The organism is Elioraea rosea (assembly GCF_007644105.1).
GTDB classification, from domain to species: Bacteria; Pseudomonadota; Alphaproteobacteria; order Acetobacterales; family Acetobacteraceae; genus Elioraea_A; species Elioraea_A rosea.
The window spans coordinates 1-17,023 of record NZ_VFAC01000033.1 but is presented as its reverse complement, the minus strand read 5'-3'; the positions used below and the strand labels follow the sequence as shown (position 1 = coordinate 17,023).

Below are 17,023 nucleotides of genomic sequence, written 5' to 3'. Positions count from 1 at the left end.
GCGGCCCTTCAAAGTGTTCGGCAAGCAGTGCTCGCGCCGGTTGTTGCGGTGCCACAAATCCGCCCCAACCCCGTCGCGAAGCCGCCCCTGACGTCCTCCATATCCCTCCTGCTGGTGATCCGAAACCGGTGGCGGTGAGCGAGCGCCCGAGGCGCTGTGGTGGTGCTCATCCAACAAGCCGGTATGCCGGGTCAGGCAGGAACAGAGGATGGTCATGTCCGGTCTTCCGGCTCTTGAAACGCTGCGTGCTGGGTCCCTGCTTGCGATTCCCGCCGGTCGCCGCTCGGCGTCCGGCCTGCATGCCATCGCCAAGCGTGCGATCGACATCGTCGTGTCGGCCGCTGCGCTGGTCGTGCTCGGCCTACCGATGGCGATCCTGGCGCTGCTCGTGCGCGCCGATGGCGGCCCCGCCATGTTCTCGCACACCCGCATCGGGCGTGACGGCAAGCCGTTCGGCTGCTTGAAGTTCCGCTCGATGGTTCCCGACGCCGAGGCGCGGCTCGCGGCCGTGCTCGCATCGGACGAGGCGGCCCGTGCCGAGTGGGCGGCGACGCGCAAGCTGAAGAACGACCCGCGCGTGACGGCAGTGGGCCGCTTCCTCCGGTCGACGAGCCTCGACGAGCTGCCGCAGCTCATCAACGTGCTGCGCGGCGACATGAGCCTCGTCGGGCCCCGCCCCGTGCAGGCCAGCGAGCTCGCGCTCTACTACGGCGCGGCCGCCGAGCACTACCAGGCGGTTCGCCCCGGCATCACCGGCCCGTGGCAGATCAGCGGCCGCAACGAGACGAGCTATGACCGCCGCGTCGCGCTCGACGTTGCCTACGCGACGAAGCCTTCGCTGCTCGAGGACATGAAGATCCTCATGCGTACCCCGGCGGTCGTCCTGCTCCGCCGCGGCGCCTACTGACGGCTGCATCTCCCGGCAAGGGAGAGTATTGGTCCCAACCATGACTGACGACGCCGCCTCCCGCGCAGGGGGGCGGCGGCTCGTTTCCGGCGTTGCGTGGAACGCGCTCGGACGCGGGCTGCCGCTTCTCCTGGCGCTCGCGCTCACGCCCGTTCTGGTCGGCCAGCTCGGCATCGAGCGCTGGGGCCTGTTCACCCTCGCGCTCGCCCTGGTCGGCGTGTTCGGCATGCTCGATCTCGGCGTCGGCCCGGCGCTGACCCGCGCGCTGTCGGAGCGCATCGGCGCCGGCGACATGGAGGGCGAGGGTCAGCTCGTCGCGAGCGCGCTCGCAGCTCTCGTCGCCACCAGCACGGTGTTCGCCGCGCTCGCCTGGTGGGGCATCCGCCCGCTTGTCGAGCATGCGCTGAACGTGCCGCCCGGGCTCGTCGAGGAAGCGATCGTTGCGATGCGCGTGCTTGTCGCCGCGGCACCGCTCGTCGTCGCCAATGCCGCGCTCTGGGGGGTGCTTGCCGCGCATCAGCGCTTCCGCGCGGCGAACCTCGTCAGCATTCCCGTGGGCATCTTCTACTATCTCGGCCCGGTACTCGCGCTGATGGCGTGGAACTCGCTTGTCGCCGCGTTCCTTGCGCTCGTTCTCTGCCGGCTCGCCAACACGCTCTCCTACGCCTGGCTTGTGCGCCCGCTCGTTCCCGGCATCCGTCTCTCGGCGATTCGCCTCGCGCCGGTTCTGCCGCTGCTTCGCTTCGGCGGGTGGATGACGTTCTCGAGCGCGCTCACCCAGGCGCTGCTCTACGCGGACCGTTTCCTGATCGGCGCGCTTCTGACGCTCACCGCCGTCGCGTTCTACGCCACGCCGCTCGATCTCGTGCTTCGGTTCTGGATCCTGCCGGTGGCGGTGGCCCAGGCGCTGCTTCCGGCATTCGCCTCGAGCTTCCGCGCCCTGCCTGCAGAGACCGTCGCGCTGTTCCGCAAGGCGACGCTGCTGATCGGCGCGATCGTGCTTCCAGCTGCGGTCATCCTCGTCGTGTTTGCCCATCCCGCGCTGCGCCTCTGGCTCGGGCAGGACTTCGCGGATGGCGGCGCGGGCGTGCTGCGCATCCTCGGCGTCGGCATCCTGTTCAACTGCATCGCCTTCGCTCCCGGGAGCCTGATCGAGGCGGTCGGCCGGCCGGACCTGACGGCGCGCTTCGCGCTTGCCCAGGCGGTGGTGTTCGTGCCCCTCTCCGCGCTCATGCTCCTCCTGGTCGGAATCGAGGGCGCGGCGATGGCCTGGGCCCTTCGCGCGGCGATCGACTGCGCAGGCCGCGCGACGATCGCCGCACGGATCTATCCCGCAGCCGCCGGCACGGTGCGCCGTCTCGCCCTTCCCATCGGCGTGAGCGGCGTGGGCCTCGCCATCGCCGCGGCCCTGCCGTCCATTCCCGCAGCCCTTGCCGTCGGTGCGGTCGCCGCTGTCGGCTTCGCCGTATTCGCCTGGCGTGCGCTCGACGCCGACGAACGCGCGGGACTGGCGCTCGCCCTCCGCTCTCCCGCTGCGGTGCTCAGGCGATGACCGGGCTCGTGATTAACGGCCGGTTCTTGACGCAGGGGCTCACCGGAGTGCAGCGCTTCGCCATCGAGACGACACGCGCGCTGGATTCCCTCGCTCGCGAAGGCCGTGCGCCGCCGATCCGCCTCGTCGCACCCGCCGGCGCCAGCGCGCCGTGGCTGCGGACGATCCCGCTCCAGACGCTCGGAACCGGCGGCGGCCAGGGCTGGGAGCAGCGCGACCTTGTGCGCGCAGCCCGTGGCGATGTCATCGTCAATCTCGGCAACACGGGCCCCATCCTTGCCGGACGGCGCCAGGCTGTGGTGATCCACGACGCCGGCGCCTTCGACACGCCGGAGAGCTACTCTTTCGCGTTCCGCACCTGGTACCGGGTCCTGCATCGCGTGCTCGTCGCGCGCGGCGCGAGGATCGTGACGGTGTCGGAGTTCTCGCGGGCGCGCCTCGCCGCGAACCTGCCGATCGACCCGGAGGCGATCGCGGTGATGCCGGAAGGCGGCGAGCACATCCTGCGCGAGGCGCCGGATACGGCCGTGCTGTCCCGCCACAGGCTTGAGCCTGGCCGGTTCGCGCTCGCCGTGGGCACCCGGGCGGCGCACAAGAATCTCGGCGCGCTTGCCGCCGCCGCCTCGCTTCTCGCCTCGCGCGGGCTGACGCTTGCCGCGGCCGGTGCGGCAGACCCCGCCGTGTTCCGCCCTGCAGGTCTCGCGCAGGGCTCGGGCGCCGTCGCGCTCGGCCGCGTGACGGATGCGGAGTTGCGCTGCCTCTACGAGAACGCGCTCTGCCTCGTCTTTCCCTCGCGCTACGAGGGGTTCGGGCTGCCGCCGATCGAGGCGATGACGGCCGGCTGCCCGGTGATCGCCTCGCCCTCGGGCGCCGTCCTCGAGGTGTGCGGCGATGCCGCGCTCTGGTTCGACCCGGCCGCGCCCGAAAGCCTTCCCGCCGCGCTCGCCCGTCTGCTCGACGAGCCCGGCCTGGCGGCGTCGTTGCGCGAGGCGGGGGCGGAGCGCGCCGGGCGCTTCACCTGGCGCGCGGCGGCGGAACGGCTTCTCGACATCGTTTCGGAGATCCGCCCATGAAGGTCGCGATCGTCCATGAATGGCTCGACACCTATGCGGGGTCGGAGCGCGTTCTCGAACAGCTCCTGCTCGCCTGGCCGGAGGCGGACCTGTTCGTGGTATGCGACTTCCTGCCGGAAGACGAGCGCGGCTTCCTTGGCGGCAAGGTGCCGCGCACGAGCTTCATCCAGCGCCTGCCCTTCGCGCGGAAGCATTTCCGCAAGTACCTCTCGCTCATGCCGCTCGCGATCGAGCAGTTCGATCTCTCCGGCTACGACCTCGTTCTCTCCTCCTCGCATGCCGTTGCCAAGGGCGTGCTGACCGGGCCGGGGCAGCTGCATGTGAGCTACATCCACTCCCCGATGCGCTACGCCTGGGACCTGCAGCACCAGTACCTCCGCGAGAGCGGGATGGATCGCGGCATCAAGGGCGTGCTCACGCGGATGATGCTGCACCGGCTTCGCATCTGGGACCGGGCGTCGTCTGCCGGGGTCGATGTGCTCGTCGCGAACTCGAGCTACATCGCCGAGCGAATCCGCAAGGTCTGGCGGCGCGAATCGGTGGTGGTGCACCCGCCGGTGGCCGTATCGCGCTTCACGCTCCGGCGCGAGAAGCAGGACTACTACCTCGTCGCCTCGCGGATGGTTCCCTACAAGCGCATCGAGCTCGTTGCCGGCGCGTTCCGCCGCATGCCCGGGCGAAAGCTCGTGGTCATCGGCGATGGGCCGAACATGAAGGCGGTGCGCGAGGCGGCGGGAGATGCCTCGAACATCACCTTCCTCGGCCGCGTCTCGCAGCCCGAGCTGATCTCGCGCATGCAGGGCGCACGCGCGTCGCTGCACGCAGCGGAGGAGGATTTCGGCATCGCCATCGTCGAGGCGCAGGCCTGCGGCACGCCGATGATCGCCTATGGCCGAGGTGGCGCGCTCGACATCGTTCGCGCCCCGCCGGCGAACGAGCCGACCGGCGTGTTCTTCGACGAGCAGACGGAGGACAGCATCGTTGCGGCAGTGGAGCGGTTCGAGGCCTTCGATGGTGCGATCACGCCCGAGGCCTGCCGGGCGAACGCGATGCGTTTCGGCGAGGCGGTGTTCCGCGACGCGATGAAGGGCCTGGTCGCGCGCGAATTGCAGGCGCGGTGATGCGGTTCAGCCTCGTCGTCGCCACGAAGGGAAGGAGCGACGAGATCGGCGCGCTGCTCGGCTCGATCCTTGCGCAAGCCGTGCCCGCCGAGGTCATCGTCGTCGACCAGAACGAGGACGAGCGCGTCGCTCCCGTTCTCGCGCCTTATGCCGGGCGGCTTCCGCTCACCCACCTGCGCTCGCGCATCGCCAACGCCAACAACTCCCGCAATCTCGGCCTCCGCCATGCGCGCGGCGAGATCGTCGCCTTCCCCGACGATGACTGCGTGATGCCCGACGGCGTTCTCGCGCGTGTCGATCGCGCATTCGCTGACGACCCGGCCCTTGCCATCCTCACGGGCCCCGCGGCGTCTCCGGAAGGCGGCCTCGGCTCGGGGCGCTGGCGCGGCGAGAGCGGGGCGATAACGCTCGCCAATGTCTGGACGAGCGTTATCGAGTTCAATCTCTTCCTCCGGAGGGAGGTCGCGCTCGCGCTCGGCGGGTTCGACGAACGGCTCGGCCCCGGCACGGAGTTCGGTTCGGCAGAGGGGAACGATCTCGTCGCGCGTGCGATCCGTGCGGGGCATGTGGTGCGCTACGATGCCGGGCTTCGCATCGTCCACCCCGACAAGCGGCTGACCCCCATCGCCGCCTCGCGCGCCGGGCTCTACGGCGCGGGGCTCGGCGTGGTGCTGCGCCGGCATGCGCCGGGCCCCGGCACGTGGTTTCCCTTCCTCGTCCGCCCGCTCGGCGGCGTGGCGGTGAGCCTGCTGCGCGGAAGGGGGCTGGCGGCACGCTACTACTACGAAACGTTCCGCGGCCGGCTTCGCGGCCTGCTTGCGGCGGAGGAGGCTCGACGCCCCGCGCCGCCACCCCAGGAGCCGCTCCGGTGAGGCTTCTGTCCATCGCCGTCGGCATCGCCACGCGCGGCCGCCCTGCCGTCCTTGCCGAGACGATCGCCGAGCTCGGCCGGCAGACGCGCCCGGCCGATGCCATCTATGTCTGCCACGTGACGGACGACGATGTCGGCGACCTCCCTTCGCGCCGGCCCGACATCGTGTTCCTCAAGGCCGAGGCCGGGCTTCCGCGCCAGCGCAACGCCATTCTCGATGCCGCGGCGGCGCATGACGTGGTGCTGTTCCTCGACGACGATTTCCTCGCCGCGCCGGCCTTCCTCGAGGTGCTCGAGGCGGTGATGAACGCGCGCCCGGAATGTGTCGTCGCAACCGGAACGGTGATCGCCGACGGTGCGAAGGGCCCGGGGCTCACCGTCGAGGAGGGACGGGCGATCCTCGCCGCCGACACCGCGCCGCCCGACCCGCGCGCCGCAGAGCCGCATTTCAACGGCTACGGCTGCAACATGGCCTTCAAGATGGCGCCGGTCCGGAACCACCTTGTCCGCGTCGACGAGGAGCTGCCGCTCTACGCCTGGTACGAGGACATCGATGTCTCGCGCAGGCTCGGCGCCTATGGCTCGATCCTCAGGCTCGCCGGCGCGCGCGGCGTGCATCTCGGCGTGAAATCGGCCCGCACGCCGGGGCTTCGGCTCGGCTACAGCCAGGTGGTCAACCCGATCTATCTCGCGCGGAAGGGCAGCTTTCCGTGGAGCCACGCCGTCCCCTCTGCCGCGCGGCACTGCCTGATCAACCTGGTGCGCTCCGTCGCGCCGGAGAAGCATGTCGACCGGTTCGGCCGGTTCCGCGGCAACATGCTCGGGCTCTGGGACCTCGTGCGCGGCCGGGCGCACCCGAAGCGCATCCTCGAGCTCTAGAGCAGCGCCCGATCTGATGGAACCGATTCCGGTTCCATCAGGTCGGGCTACGCTGCTCTATCCAACGTGCTCTAGGGGCCGGGAAACGGCGTCTCCATCCGGCCCATGAGCCAGTAGGCGACGAGGCCGACCCATTCGCGCAACGCGCCCTCAAACTGGCCGATGCGCTCTGGGAACGGCGCGTCGTAGAGCGCGGCGAGGGAGCGGCCGGTGCGGTAGTTCACCGGCCATGGAACCACCTGCCACCCCGCGTGGCGGAACACGCCGACGGAGCGCGGCATGTGGCTTGCCGAGGTAACGAGAAGCCAGGTCTCGCCGGGCTTGGGCTCGACGAGCGCGTAGGTCAGCACCGCGTTCTGGTGCGTGTTGCGGCTCTCGCTCTCATAGGTCATGCGCGACGGGTCGAGCCCCATCGCCGTCCAGAGCTGGCGCGCGACATCGGCCTCCGTCAGCCCGCCATGGATCAGCGAGCCCTGCCCCCCGGTAAAGACGATGCGTGCCTCGGGATAGCGGCGGGCGAGAGCGACGGCCTCCGTCATCCGCTCCGCCGCGCCGTTCAGCGCGGGGATACCGCGCGCCTCGGTCAGGTTCTGGTCGACCGCGCCGCCGAGCACGACGATGCCGTCCACCCGCGCGGGCGCCTCGACGGGACGCGAGAACCGTTCCTCGAGCGGGATGAGCATCAGCTGCCCGATCGGCGTGACGATGACCATGACGAAGAAGCCGAGCCCCGCCAGCAGCGGCCAGCGGCCCCAGCGGCGGCCGCGCCACATCGCGGCGAGCCCGATCAGCGCGAGGATCAGCGCGAAGGTGCCGGGCCGGAGCACGAACCACAGCACCTTCGACAGCACATAGCTCAGCGTCGTCACGGCAGGTCCTTCAGCCGGTAGATCTCGACGGGCCCGTTCGCCTCGAGAACCCGTGCGGCGAACACGTAGTCGCGCGCCAGCGCCGCCTCGATCACAGGGCGTATGGGCGGGCGTATGGCGGACCACCACCCGCGATCGACGATGATGGCGGCGGGGCGGGAGGCGAGCACGCGGTCGATCTCCGCATCGGCATCGATGCCCGTCACGCCGCTGTACCAGCCAGCGAGGTGGGCCGGGAACACGAAGCGCGTCGGCGCCGCCATGCCTGCGAGCACGTAGACGACCGGGTGGTAGTTCGCGACGTAGATGGGCGAGCCCGGCGGCACCGCCTGCTGCACCGCGGCCACCACCTGGCGCACGGGGTCGGGCCTGCGGAAGCCGGGGCCGAGCTCGACGCGCCGCGCAGCATCGGCGAGCCAGGAGTTCGCGGCGAGCACGCCGAGCATGATCGCGAGAAGCAGGCCCGGCCGCGCCGGCAGAAGCCGGTTCGCCAGCGCCCAGGCTCCCGCCGCGGCGAGCAGCGAGAGCGGCGGCAGGAGGATCAGGAAGTAGTGGTTGAAGAACATTCCCGGCGCCGAGGCGGCGAGGATCGCGACGCCGAGCCACACGGCCCCGAAACGCGCAGGCCGTGCCACACCCGCGCGGGGAAGCAGCGTCGCCGCCGCAAGAGCGAGCGGCCAGGCGAGGAACAGCGCGATGGAGACGACCATCCACGCAGCGTCGCGAAAGGAGATGCGCGCCCCGACATAGCGGAGCGGCGCGACGAACCAGACATCGAGGAAGATGCCGAACGCTCCCTGCACGGCGTAGGCGATGGCGATGACGACGGTTGGGGCCGCGCAGGCCGCGGCGTAGACCAGCGCGAAGACCGGCAGGCGGCGGAGCGGCAGCTCGCGCGAGACGAGGCCCGCCCCGGCGATCACGGCGAAGGCGAAGCACCCCTCGAGGAAGGCGTTCGTCTTGATGGTGAGCGCGATGCCGACGAGCAGCCCGGCGGCGGCGAGGGCAGGGAGGCGCGGCTTCTCGGCCTCGTCGAGCGCGCGCACGGCCTCGCGCGCGGCGATCGCAAGCGCGGTGACGGCGAAGGGTGCGAACAGGATCTCTGTGTTCGTCGCGAGCCCGCCGAAATTCACCGTCATCGCGACCGAGAGCAGCCCCGCGGCGAAGGCGGGGATGGCCGGCAGGCCGAGGGTGCGGGCGAGCACGACGAGCGCGGTGCCCGTCGCCGCCACGGCGATCGTGCCGAGGAGCCGCACAGCGAAGACAACCGGAAGCGGCAGCAGCATCGCGAGCGCGGCGAGCGCCGGCGCGCCGATCGGGTGCATGTCCCACGTGCCGATCAGTGGCCAGGTGCCGGCGAGCCACTCCCGCGCCTGGACGATGTAGAGCCCCTCGTCCGTGTCGATCACCGCCGGCACGTAGGAGAGCGAGCGGAGCAGGAACGACGCCGCCAGCATCGCCAGCGGCAGCCCGACAGGGCCCGTCAGCGCGGCGACGACCGGCCTCACCGCGTTCCCTCCGTGATCGTGCCTTCGGGCAGTCCGTCGAACGGCGGCATCAGCCTCCTCAGATGTGCGGGGATCGGCCTGTCCCCCCAGCCCGGCACGAGGACGACCAGGCCGTCGATCAAGAGCATCGGGTCTCTTCCGCGGTCGCGCCCGAAATCGGCGCGGATCAGGCTGTCGCGGTCACGCAGCACGTAGAGCGTGCCCGGTTCGCGCGCTCCGGTGAAGAGCTGCGCGGCGACCTTGCGGCGGAGCTCGGCGATCCTCGTCGGGTCGATGCGGGCGAGATAGACGGCATCGGTCGTCATGCCGTGGCGGATGGCGAAGCGCGCGGTCGATTCCCAGTGCAGCCCGCGGTCGGCCGCCGGAACGGCGCGTATGCGGCCGTAGGCGGCCCCGAGCGTGTCCCAGAACGGATCGGGCAGCCGCTCTGGCTGGATGCGCGGCTGCTTGATCACCAGGGATTCGTAGTGGCGGATCGAGGGCAGGAGGTCGGCGAGCTGAAGCGTCGCGAGCGAGGCGAAGAGCGCCGCCGCAAGCCCCGCCCGGCGCGGCCCGATGGCGCGGAGGATGAGGATCGAGCAGGCCGCGAGGAGCGCGTAGGCGAGCGGCCAGGCAAGCCGCGTGGAGGCGCGGAGGAAGCCCGCGAGCTCGAGCATCCAGTGGGGCGGGTCGAACAGCCTGATGCGCACGCCGGCGAGCGAGGGCTGGTGGGTGGCCGCGAAGGCGGCCATGGCGAGAACTGCGAGGACGAGCGGCCAGCGCCGGCCGAGTGCGGCGCCCACGCCGAGATCGCGCCACACCAGTGCCACGCCGAGCGCGATGAGGATCAGCGCGATGCCGCCGAGGCCGAGATAGTCGCTGCCGGATTCGCCGTGCCTGAGGTCGGGCACGGGGGGGATGATCGAGCCCCAGAGCGTCGAATCGATCCAGGCGAGCAGGTTGAAGCCGAGCTCGCCATAGCCTGCCGCGTCATGCCCCGCGCGCAGGGCGAAGAACCCGGCCATCCAGAGCCCGAACAGCGCGAGCGCCGGCACGGCCAGCGCCTCGACGAGGCGTCGCGCGGCGGGTTCGGCGATGGTTCGGCGAAGCCAGTCGGCGCCCCAGAGCGCTCCGACCATCACAAGCAGGTAGGAGTGGACGAGGCTGGTGGCGAGAACGAGCGCCGCCCAGCCGAGCGGCCGGCGGAAGCTATGCCCGTCCGTGAAGCAGAGGAGCAGGGCGGCGAGGATCGTCCACTGCCCGGCCAGCGCCAGGTGCCCTGCCATGCGCATCAGCATCATCGGCTGAAGCGCGAAGATCGCCGCGGCGCCGAGCAGGGCGGCGCGGCCGGCGAGGCTGGCGCCGATCCCCGACAGCGCGGCGAGCCGCATGCCGAGCACGGCCTGGGCCATGCCGCAGAAGAGCAGCCAGGCCCCCCAGTACTGCTCGACGGTGACGAGCCCCGAGAGCGCCTTCAGCGGCAGCGCGATCAGCGGAATGATGTCGGCGTAGAAGATCGTGCTCGCGATCTCGAGCCCGTAATCGGGGTTCGCGCCGGGGGGGAGGTGCCATCCGTCGCGGCGGAACCAGCTCCATCCAAGCCAGTACTGCACGGGGTCAGGACCCATGGGGCCGGCGAGCATCCAGCCTGTCGAGGAGGGGCGAAGCACCCCCTCCCAGAAGGCGAGCGGGGTGGGCCCGAAGGACAGGACAACGACGGCGGCACCGATCGCGGCGGCGGCAAGCATCAGGCCAGGGCCCGGATGGGCTGGGCGGGATGGCACGGTCGTCACGGTTTGGGAGAAGTCCTGTCGCTCCGGCGGGCGTGCGCTGCATGCCACGCGATTGCGGCGCGGATCGGGCGCGCCTACCGTCTCTACCCTGGAAACGCAGAGGCGCCGCGGCGCCGGGGACAATACGGATGAGGGTAACCGACGCCACCGAGGCGTGGCGAAGCGGCGGGGTCGAATCGCGCTATGCCTGGGTGCGGCTCGCTGCCGTCACCCTGCTCGGCACGATCGGCGGCGTCGGCATGTGGTCGGTCGTCGTGGTTCTGCCCTTCGTCCAGGCCGAGTTCGGCACGGCCCGGGGCGAGGCCTCGCTTCCCTATACCTTCGTGATGCTCGGCTTCGTCGGAGGCGGCGTGCTGTTCGGGCAGCTCGCCGACAGGCGGGGAGCCATGCTTCCGGCCCTGATCGGCGCGGTGTCGCTCTGCCTCGGCTATGTGGCGACCGCCTTTGCTCCCTCGATGATCGTCTTCGCCCTGTTGAGCGGCGTGCTCATCGGCCTGTTCGGCGCCTCGGCCGTGTTCGCCCCGCTCGCGGCCGACACCTCGCGCTGGTTCGACCGCCACCGCGGCATCGCCGTCGCCCTCGGCATCAGCGGCAACTACTTCGCCGGCGCGATCTGGCCGCCGATCCTCCAGGTTCTTGTTGCCGACCATGGCTGGCGTGGCACGCATCTCGCGATCGGCGTGATCTGCCTGGTCACGATGATCCCGCTCGCGCTCGTCCTCAGCCGCCCCGTGCCGGCCCATGCCGCGCCCGGGCCGGCGCTCGCCCGCAGCCCAGACGACCCGATGCCGCTCGGCCTCCGGCGCAACACGCTGCAAGGGCTGATCATGGTCGCGGCCGTCGCCTGCTGCGTGGCGATGTCGATGCCGCAGGTCCATATCGTCGCCTACTGCGTCGATCTCGGCTACGGCCCGGCGCGAGGGGCGGAGATGCTGGCGCTGATGCTCGGCTTCGGCATCGTCAGCCGCCTCATCTCGGGCTGGGTGATGGACCGCATCGGCGGGCTCGCGACGCTGCTTCTCGGATCCGTTCTGCAGGGCATCGCGCTCGCGCTCTACCTGCCGTTCGACGGGCTCGTCGCGCTCTACATCGTCTCTGCCGTTTTCGGGCTGTTCCAGGGCGGCATCGTGCCGGCCTATGCGTTCATCGTGCGCGAATACTTCCCCGCCGCCCAGGCGGGCGTGCGCGTCGGCCTCGCCATCTCGGCGACGCTCGCTGGCATGGCGCTCGGCGGCTGGCTGTCTGGGGTGATGTTCGACCTCACCGGCTCCTACCAGGCGGCGGTGCTCAACGGGCTCGCCTGGAACGCGCTCAACGTCTCGATCGTCGCCTGGCTTCTCCGGCGCGCCCTCGGGCGGGCAGAGCCGGCCGCGGCTACAGCCTGAGGCTGTTGCCGCCCTCGACGGCGAGAACCGTGCCTGTGATGTAGGAGGCCTTCTCCGAGCAGAGGAACATCACCGCCTCCGGCGCGTCGCGCCAGTCGGTCAGCCGCCCGAGCGGGATCGAGGCGGTGGTCTCGGCGATGTGCTTCTCCGACAGTGGGCTCACCGCGCTTCCGGCAGCGAAGCCCGGCTCGACGACGTTGACGCGGATGCCGTGCGGGGCGAGCTCGAGCGCGAAGCCCTTGGCGATGCGCTCGAGCATCGTCTTCGAGGTGCAGTACAGAACCCGCGAGGGGCGGAGCTTGCGGGCCGCCCCTGAGCCGACGGCGATGATGCTGCCGCGCACCTCGCGCGCGATCATCAGCTTCGCCATCTCGCGCGTGACGAGGAAGGGCGCGCGCACGTTCACGCCGATGATCGTGTCGTATTCCTCGGTCGAGGTCTCGACGAGCAGCCTGCCGGGATAGATGCCGGCGTTGTTGATGACGATGTCCGGCGCGCCCCACCGGTCGGCGACGAGGCGAGCGAGGTCGAGGATCGAGGCCTCGTCGAGCAGCTCCGTCGCGTGGGTGAGCGTCGTCGCGCGGTCGAGCCCGAGCCCGGCAACCGTCTCCTCGAGCGCCTCGGCGCGGTTGTCGGAGAGGCAGAGAACCGCGCCCTCCTCGGCGAAGGCGCGGGCGAACCACGAGCCGTAGATTCCGGCTGCGCCGGTGATGACGACGCGCTTGCCCCGGAACGCGCCGGCCCGTGCCATTCCTCAGGCCTCGCTCTCGAAGGCGGTGAGCTTGGCGACGCGGCGGACGTGATCGTCGGTGGCGTTGAACTTCGCCTCGAGGAAGGCGCGCACGAGATCCTCGGCGAGCCAGGCTCCGACGATCTTCGCGCCGATGCACATCACGTTGACATCGTCATGCTCGACGGACTGGTGCGCCGAATGCGCGTCGTGGCAGACGGCTGCGCGGATGCCCCGCCGCTTGTTCGCCGCGATCGAGGCGCCGACGCCGGTGCCGCAGACGAGCATGCCGCGATCGGCCCGTCCGTCGGTCACCCTGTCGCACACGGCCTTCGCGATGTCGGGGAAATCGACGGGCTTGTCGTCATGGCTGCCGACGTCCTCGACCTCGTGGCCGGCGCGGCGGATGGCGGCGACCACATCGGCCTTGAGGGAGAAGCCAGCATGGTCGGAACCGACGACGATCTTCATGGGGGCACCTTTCAAGCGGATCGGATCAGCGTATCAGGCTGGGGATGGTGAGCGAGAGGGCGGGAATGTAGGTAATGGCCGCAAGCGTGACGAAGAGCGGCACGTAGAACGGCACGAGCGCGCGAAGCAAGGCCTGCATCGACACCTTGGCGATGTCGCCGATCAGGAACAGCGCGAGGCCCATGGGCGGCGTCAGCAGCCCGATCATCAGGTTGAAGATGATCGTCAGCCCGAGATGCACGGGGTCCACGCCTGCGGCGACGATCGGAGGGGCGACGATCGGCACCACGAGAAGCGTCGCGGTGGTGCTGTCGAGGAACATGCCGACGACCAGGAACACGACGTTGACGAGCAGCAAGAGAACGTCCGGGTCGGTCGAGAGGCCGGAGATGAAGGCGCCGAAGGCCTGGGGGATCTCCTCGATGGCAAGGATCCAGCCGAACATCGCCGCGGCTGCGACGATGATCAGGATCGCCGCGGTGTTCCGTGCGGAGAGAAGCGCCGCATCGAGCACGTGCGTGGCCGTCATCTCGCGATAGACGACGAAGCCGACGAAGAGAACGTAGGCGGCCGTCACGGCAGCCGCCTCCGTCGGCGTGAAGTGGCCCGTCAGCATCCCCGAGACGATGAGCACGGGCGCGAACAGGGCGGGCGCTGCGGGGAAGAAGGCAGCGATGATCTCGGCGATCCTCGGCCAGCGATCGGCCCTCGGGTAGCCTGCCTTCAGCGCGACGATGCCTGCCGTGATCATCAGGGCGATGGTGCAGAACACGGCAGGCAGGATGCCTGCGAGAAGCAGCTGGATGATCGAGACCGAGGTGACGGAGCCGTAGACGATCAACGGGATCGAGGGAGGGAAGATCGGCCCCACAAGCGCGCTCGCCGCGGTGACGGCGGCCGAGAAGGGAGGGTCGAACCCACGCTCGTTCATCGCCTTGATCTCGACGCGGCCAAGGCCGCCGACATCCGCGAGCGCGGCACCGGAGATGCCGGAGAAGATCAGCGAGGCGACGATGTTGACCTGCGCGAGACCGCCATGGATGCGACCGACCAGCACGTCGGCGAAGCGGAAGATCCGCTCGGTGATGCCGGCGAGGTTCATCAGGTTGCCGACGAAAATGAAGATCGGCACGGCGACGAGCGGGAAACTGTCGAGCGCGTAGGTGACGCGGCTCGCGAGAAGCGAGAAGGGAAGGTCCTCGATCAGGACATAGGTGATCGCCGGGATCAGCACCGCGAACACCACCGGGAACCCCGCGATGAAGAGGCTGACGAAGCCCGCGATGACGAGATAGCCGAGCATGCGGCGGCGCTACACGATGGTCGGCGCTGCGGGACGGGGGCGCATCACGCGGTAGAGATGCAGCAGCGCCGCGCCGGCGAAGGCGATGAAGGCGGAGGCGAGGAAGATCCAGAAGGGGATCTTGAGCGTCGGCGTCATGTTGCGCGGGTTCGAGGCAAGCGCCTCCCACACCGCCCAGGCCATCACCACGGCGGCACCGGCGCAGATGAGCCCGATCGCGGCATCGGCGATCCGCCGGGGCAGTTCGGGAAGCATCGCCTTCGCCTCGCCCATCACGATGTCCTCGCCCTTGTCCACCACCAGGGGGTAGGCGAGGAACACGAGCAGGATCAGCGCGAGCTTGGCGACCTCCTCGAGACCCACGATGGGAGCGACGAAGACATCGCGCAGGATGATCTGCAGGCAGGGCAGGATCACCAGCGCCGCAAGGGCTGCGACGCTGGCGACCTGCAAGGGAAGGCGGACGAAACGCACGCTCAGCGGATCTCGCCGATGCGCGCGATCAGCGGCGCCCAGGCCGGGAAGTCCTGGTTCACCTGGCGAAGCACGGCGGTGCGGAACGCGTTCTGGTCGAGCCCCGTCTCTGCCGTGATGAAGGTCATGCCGCGCCCCTGGAGCTCGGAGACGAGCTTCGCCTCGTCTGCCTTCGCCCACTCGTAGCTCTCGCGGCCCTTCTCGCGCAGCGCCTCGGTCAGCGCGGTCCGCTCGTCCGCTGGCAGCCGCTGCCAGGCGCGGTCATTGGCGAAGACCGCGAGCAGGCTGATCATGTGCCCGGTCATCGAGACGTGGCTCTGCACCTCGAACAGCTTGTTGGCGCTGATCATCGTTAGCGGGTTCTCCTGCCCGACGACGAGGCCGGTCATCAGCGCCGTCGGCAGCTCCGCCACCTCGACCGGCGTGGGCACCGCGCCGAAGCCCTTGACCATCGACACCCAGAGCTCGAGCGGCACGGCGCGGAACGGCTTGTTCGCGAGATCGGCCGGCGAGCGCACCGGGAACTTCGAGGAGATGTGCCGGGCGCCGCGATAGATGCGGCCGACGATGCGCACGCCGGAGGCAGCGACGAGCTTGTCATTGATCTCCTTCAGCACGGGCGAGGTGTCGGGGTCGGTCGCGCGCAGCGCATGCTCGCCGTCGCGGTAGATGTAGGGCGCGTTGAACACGCCGACCTCTGGGACGAACTTCGCGAGCGAGGCGAAGTCATGGTGGCCCATCTGGATCGAGCCCTGCTGCACCCCGTCCACCATCTCGGAGACGCCGCCGAGCTGGCTGTTGGGGAACACGCGGATCTCCGTCTTGCCGCCCGACTTGGTGCGCACGGCGGCGGCGAGTTCCTCTGCGAACCGCGTCTGCACGTCGCCCGCCGCGCCGACATGGGCGTAGCGGAGGGTGGCGGCGAAGGCCTCGCGCGGGGCGAGGGCGAGGGCAGCGCCTGCGGCCAGCGCGGCCCGGCGGGTGATGGCGAATGTCATGGCGTTCTCTCCCTTTCTCGTCAGCTCAGGCGTGGTCACCCAGCGGTGGTTCTCGGCACCTCCGCGAGGCGTTCGCGGCGAAGCTCGTCGCCGATCCGGAAATGCGCGCGCAGCGTCGCGTCGGCGCGGTCGGGCTCGCGCGCCATGAGCGCTGCGAACACGTCGCGATGCGCTTCGGCGAGGCTGTCGCGGATGCGCTTGGTTCCGAGCGTCTCGCGCCGGCGTGCGACATGCGAGACGAGAAGCAGTTCCGACAGCGTATCGTGCATCGCCATCAGCGTCTGGCTGCCGGAGGCGGCGACGAGGGCGGCGTGGAACGCGGCATCGGCGCGCCCCCCCGCTTCCGCGTCCTCGACCGTGGCGAGGATGCCGTCGAGTGCGGCGCGCACGCGGGCGAGCTCGGCGGGGCCCGCACGCGTGCAGGCAAGGCGGATCGCCTGGCACTCGATGGCGATGCGCGCCTCCATCACGTCCTCGACCGCGCCGCGATCGGCAGCGAGGGTGAAGGTGAAGACGTCGCGCAGCATCTCGGGAGAGGGGCGGCGGATGACGGAGCCGCTTCCCTGCCGCGTCTCGACGAGGCCGAGCTGCGCCAGCCCGCGCAGCGCCTCGCGCAGCACGGGGCGGCTGACCCCAAGCGTGGCGGCGAGGTCGCGCTCGGGCAGGAGCCTGTCGCCGGGTTGGAGGCGACCTGCGAGCATCGCCTCCTTCACGTAGGCGATGACGCGCCCCACGCCCTGCGCACCCTGCTCGGGCTTGGGGCGGATCAGGACTGGGTCTGCTTCCATGGCCATGGTCTGACCAATCTTGCCGCCGAGCCCTTGCCCGTCAACCCGGCAGGTGTGCGTTGCGGCATCGGCACGGCTGGCCCTATGGTGCGCTCGTTTCGTCTCCGGGAGGACCCTCCATGTCGCGCACGCCGCTCTTCGCCGCGCTCCGGCGCGCCGCTGCCATGGCCGCACACGCGCAGAAGCCGGGGGCACCCCCGCTCGACGAGCTCGTCGCGATGCCGCTCACCCGCCGCGCGGCGCTGGCCGGCGCCTTGGCAACCGCCACGCTCCCCGCGCTCGCGCAGCCCCGGCGCGACCTGCGCGTCGCCGTGATCGGCGC

Annotated in this window: 17 protein-coding genes; 8 read left to right on the top strand and 9 right to left on the bottom strand. The window is 70.5% G+C overall.

Going from position 1 to position 17,023, the window contains the following annotated elements; all coding sequences use genetic code 11:
• Positions 1-214: 214 nt before the first annotated feature.
• The 6 genes from FIF60_RS16860 to FIF60_RS21710 are packed head-to-tail and all read left to right on the top strand — an operon-like array spanning position 215 to position 6,403.
• On the top strand, positions 215-907 hold the full coding sequence (locus FIF60_RS16860; protein ID WP_239451683.1) for a sugar transferase: 693 nt from the start codon (positions 215-217) through the stop codon (positions 905-907).
• Positions 908-947: 40 nt separating this feature from the next.
• Positions 948-2,459, top strand: coding sequence for a flippase (locus tag FIF60_RS16855; RefSeq protein ID WP_144299457.1), 1,512 nt, complete (start codon positions 948-950; stop codon positions 2,457-2,459).
• A complete protein-coding gene (locus tag FIF60_RS16850; RefSeq protein WP_144299456.1) occupies positions 2,456-3,532 on the top strand; it encodes a glycosyltransferase family 4 protein in 1,077 nt (358 codons plus the stop codon). The genes FIF60_RS16855 and FIF60_RS16850 overlap by 4 nt, the downstream gene beginning before the upstream one ends.
• On the top strand, positions 3,529-4,653 hold the full coding sequence (locus tag FIF60_RS16845; RefSeq protein WP_144299455.1) for a glycosyltransferase family 4 protein: 1,125 nt from the start codon (positions 3,529-3,531) through the stop codon (positions 4,651-4,653). The genes FIF60_RS16850 and FIF60_RS16845 overlap by 4 nt, the downstream gene beginning before the upstream one ends.
• Entirely contained in the window at positions 4,653-5,525 is an 873-nt protein-coding gene (locus FIF60_RS16840; protein WP_144299454.1) for a glycosyltransferase family 2 protein, read from the top strand. The genes FIF60_RS16845 and FIF60_RS16840 overlap by 1 nt, the downstream gene beginning before the upstream one ends.
• Entirely contained in the window at positions 5,522-6,403 is an 882-nt protein-coding gene (locus tag FIF60_RS21710) for a glycosyltransferase family 2 protein (RefSeq protein ID WP_158639271.1), read from the top strand. Before FIF60_RS16840 ends, FIF60_RS21710 begins: the two co-directional genes overlap by 4 nt.
• Before the next feature lie 71 nt (positions 6,404-6,474).
• Here the strand turns inward: FIF60_RS21710 and FIF60_RS16830 are convergent, their stop codons facing one another.
• From FIF60_RS16830 to FIF60_RS16820, 3 genes are read right to left on the bottom strand one after another with little or no spacing between them, the layout of a single operon-like run.
• Positions 6,475-7,272 carry a YdcF family protein gene (locus tag FIF60_RS16830; RefSeq protein WP_144299452.1) on the bottom strand — a complete coding sequence of 266 codons (798 nt, stop codon included), beginning with the start codon at positions 7,270-7,272 and terminating at the stop codon, positions 6,475-6,477.
• Positions 7,269-8,780: a hypothetical protein gene (locus FIF60_RS16825; RefSeq protein WP_144299451.1), complete on the bottom strand. Its 1,512-nt coding sequence runs from the start codon at positions 8,778-8,780 to the stop codon at positions 7,269-7,271. The genes FIF60_RS16830 and FIF60_RS16825 overlap by 4 nt, the downstream gene beginning before the upstream one ends.
• On the bottom strand, positions 8,777-10,552 hold the full coding sequence (locus FIF60_RS16820) for a DUF6311 domain-containing protein (RefSeq protein WP_144299450.1): 1,776 nt from the start codon (positions 10,550-10,552) through the stop codon (positions 8,777-8,779). The genes FIF60_RS16825 and FIF60_RS16820 overlap by 4 nt, the downstream gene beginning before the upstream one ends.
• Before the next feature lie 128 nt (positions 10,553-10,680).
• On the opposite strand from FIF60_RS16820, the gene FIF60_RS16815 reads away from it, so the two are divergent.
• Positions 10,681-11,937 (top strand): MFS transporter, encoded by a 1,257-nt coding sequence (locus tag FIF60_RS16815; RefSeq protein WP_144299449.1) that lies wholly within the window; start codon positions 10,681-10,683, stop codon positions 11,935-11,937.
• Here the strand turns inward: FIF60_RS16815 and FIF60_RS16810 are convergent.
• From FIF60_RS16810 to FIF60_RS16785, 6 genes are read right to left on the bottom strand one after another with little or no spacing between them, the layout of a single operon-like run.
• Positions 11,927-12,688 carry an SDR family NAD(P)-dependent oxidoreductase gene (locus FIF60_RS16810; RefSeq protein WP_144299448.1) on the bottom strand — a complete coding sequence of 254 codons (762 nt, stop codon included), beginning with the start codon at positions 12,686-12,688 and terminating at the stop codon, positions 11,927-11,929. The genes FIF60_RS16815 and FIF60_RS16810 overlap by 11 nt on opposite strands.
• 3 nt (positions 12,689-12,691) lie before the next feature.
• On the bottom strand, positions 12,692-13,138 hold the full coding sequence (gene rpiB, locus FIF60_RS16805) for a ribose 5-phosphate isomerase B (protein WP_144299447.1): 447 nt from the start codon (positions 13,136-13,138) through the stop codon (positions 12,692-12,694).
• A gap of 25 nt (positions 13,139-13,163) precedes the next feature.
• Positions 13,164-14,441, bottom strand: coding sequence for a TRAP transporter large permease (locus tag FIF60_RS16800; RefSeq protein ID WP_144299446.1), 1,278 nt, complete (start codon positions 14,439-14,441; stop codon positions 13,164-13,166).
• A gap of 9 nt (positions 14,442-14,450) precedes the next feature.
• Entirely contained in the window at positions 14,451-14,915 is a 465-nt protein-coding gene (locus tag FIF60_RS16795; protein WP_158639270.1) for a TRAP transporter small permease, read from the bottom strand.
• Positions 14,916-14,917: 2 nt separating this feature from the next.
• Positions 14,918-15,913, bottom strand: coding sequence for a TRAP transporter substrate-binding protein (locus tag FIF60_RS16790; RefSeq protein WP_144299444.1), 996 nt, complete (start codon positions 15,911-15,913; stop codon positions 14,918-14,920).
• Between the two features lie 35 nt (positions 15,914-15,948).
• Positions 15,949-16,701, bottom strand: coding sequence for a FadR/GntR family transcriptional regulator (locus FIF60_RS16785; RefSeq protein ID WP_144299482.1), 753 nt, complete (start codon positions 16,699-16,701; stop codon positions 15,949-15,951).
• A gap of 119 nt (positions 16,702-16,820) precedes the next feature.
• Here FIF60_RS16785 and FIF60_RS16780 point away from each other — a divergent pair.
• On the top strand, positions 16,821-17,023 hold a 203-nt coding region (locus FIF60_RS16780), incomplete at its 3' end, for a hypothetical protein (protein ID WP_144299443.1).

Bases quoted from the DNA above. Each gene is read 5' to 3' on its own strand.
- FIF60_RS16850 (WP_144299456.1), top strand. From the start codon at position 2,456: ATGACCGGGCTCGTGATTAACGGCCGGTTCTTGACGCAGGGGCTCACC.
- FIF60_RS16800 (WP_144299446.1), bottom strand. From the start codon at position 14,441: ATGCTCGGCTATCTCGTCATCGCGGGCTTCGTCAGCCTCTTCATCGCG.
- FIF60_RS16840 (WP_144299454.1), top strand. From the start codon at position 4,653: ATGCGGTTCAGCCTCGTCGTCGCCACGAAGGGAAGGAGCGACGAGATC.
- FIF60_RS16810 (WP_144299448.1), bottom strand. From the start codon at position 12,688: ATGGCACGGGCCGGCGCGTTCCGGGGCAAGCGCGTCGTCATCACCGGC.
- FIF60_RS16815 (WP_144299449.1), top strand. From the start codon at position 10,681: ATGAGGGTAACCGACGCCACCGAGGCGTGGCGAAGCGGCGGGGTCGAA.
- FIF60_RS16845 (WP_144299455.1), top strand. From the start codon at position 3,529: ATGAAGGTCGCGATCGTCCATGAATGGCTCGACACCTATGCGGGGTCG.
- FIF60_RS16785 (WP_144299482.1), bottom strand. From the start codon at position 16,701: ATGGAAGCAGACCCAGTCCTGATCCGCCCCAAGCCCGAGCAGGGTGCG.
- rpiB (WP_144299447.1), bottom strand. From the start codon at position 13,138: ATGAAGATCGTCGTCGGTTCCGACCATGCTGGCTTCTCCCTCAAGGCC.
- FIF60_RS16860 (WP_239451683.1), top strand. From the start codon at position 215: ATGTCCGGTCTTCCGGCTCTTGAAACGCTGCGTGCTGGGTCCCTGCTT.
- FIF60_RS16855 (WP_144299457.1), top strand. From the start codon at position 948: ATGACTGACGACGCCGCCTCCCGCGCAGGGGGGCGGCGGCTCGTTTCC.
- FIF60_RS16790 (WP_144299444.1), bottom strand. From the start codon at position 15,913: ATGACATTCGCCATCACCCGCCGGGCCGCGCTGGCCGCAGGCGCTGCC.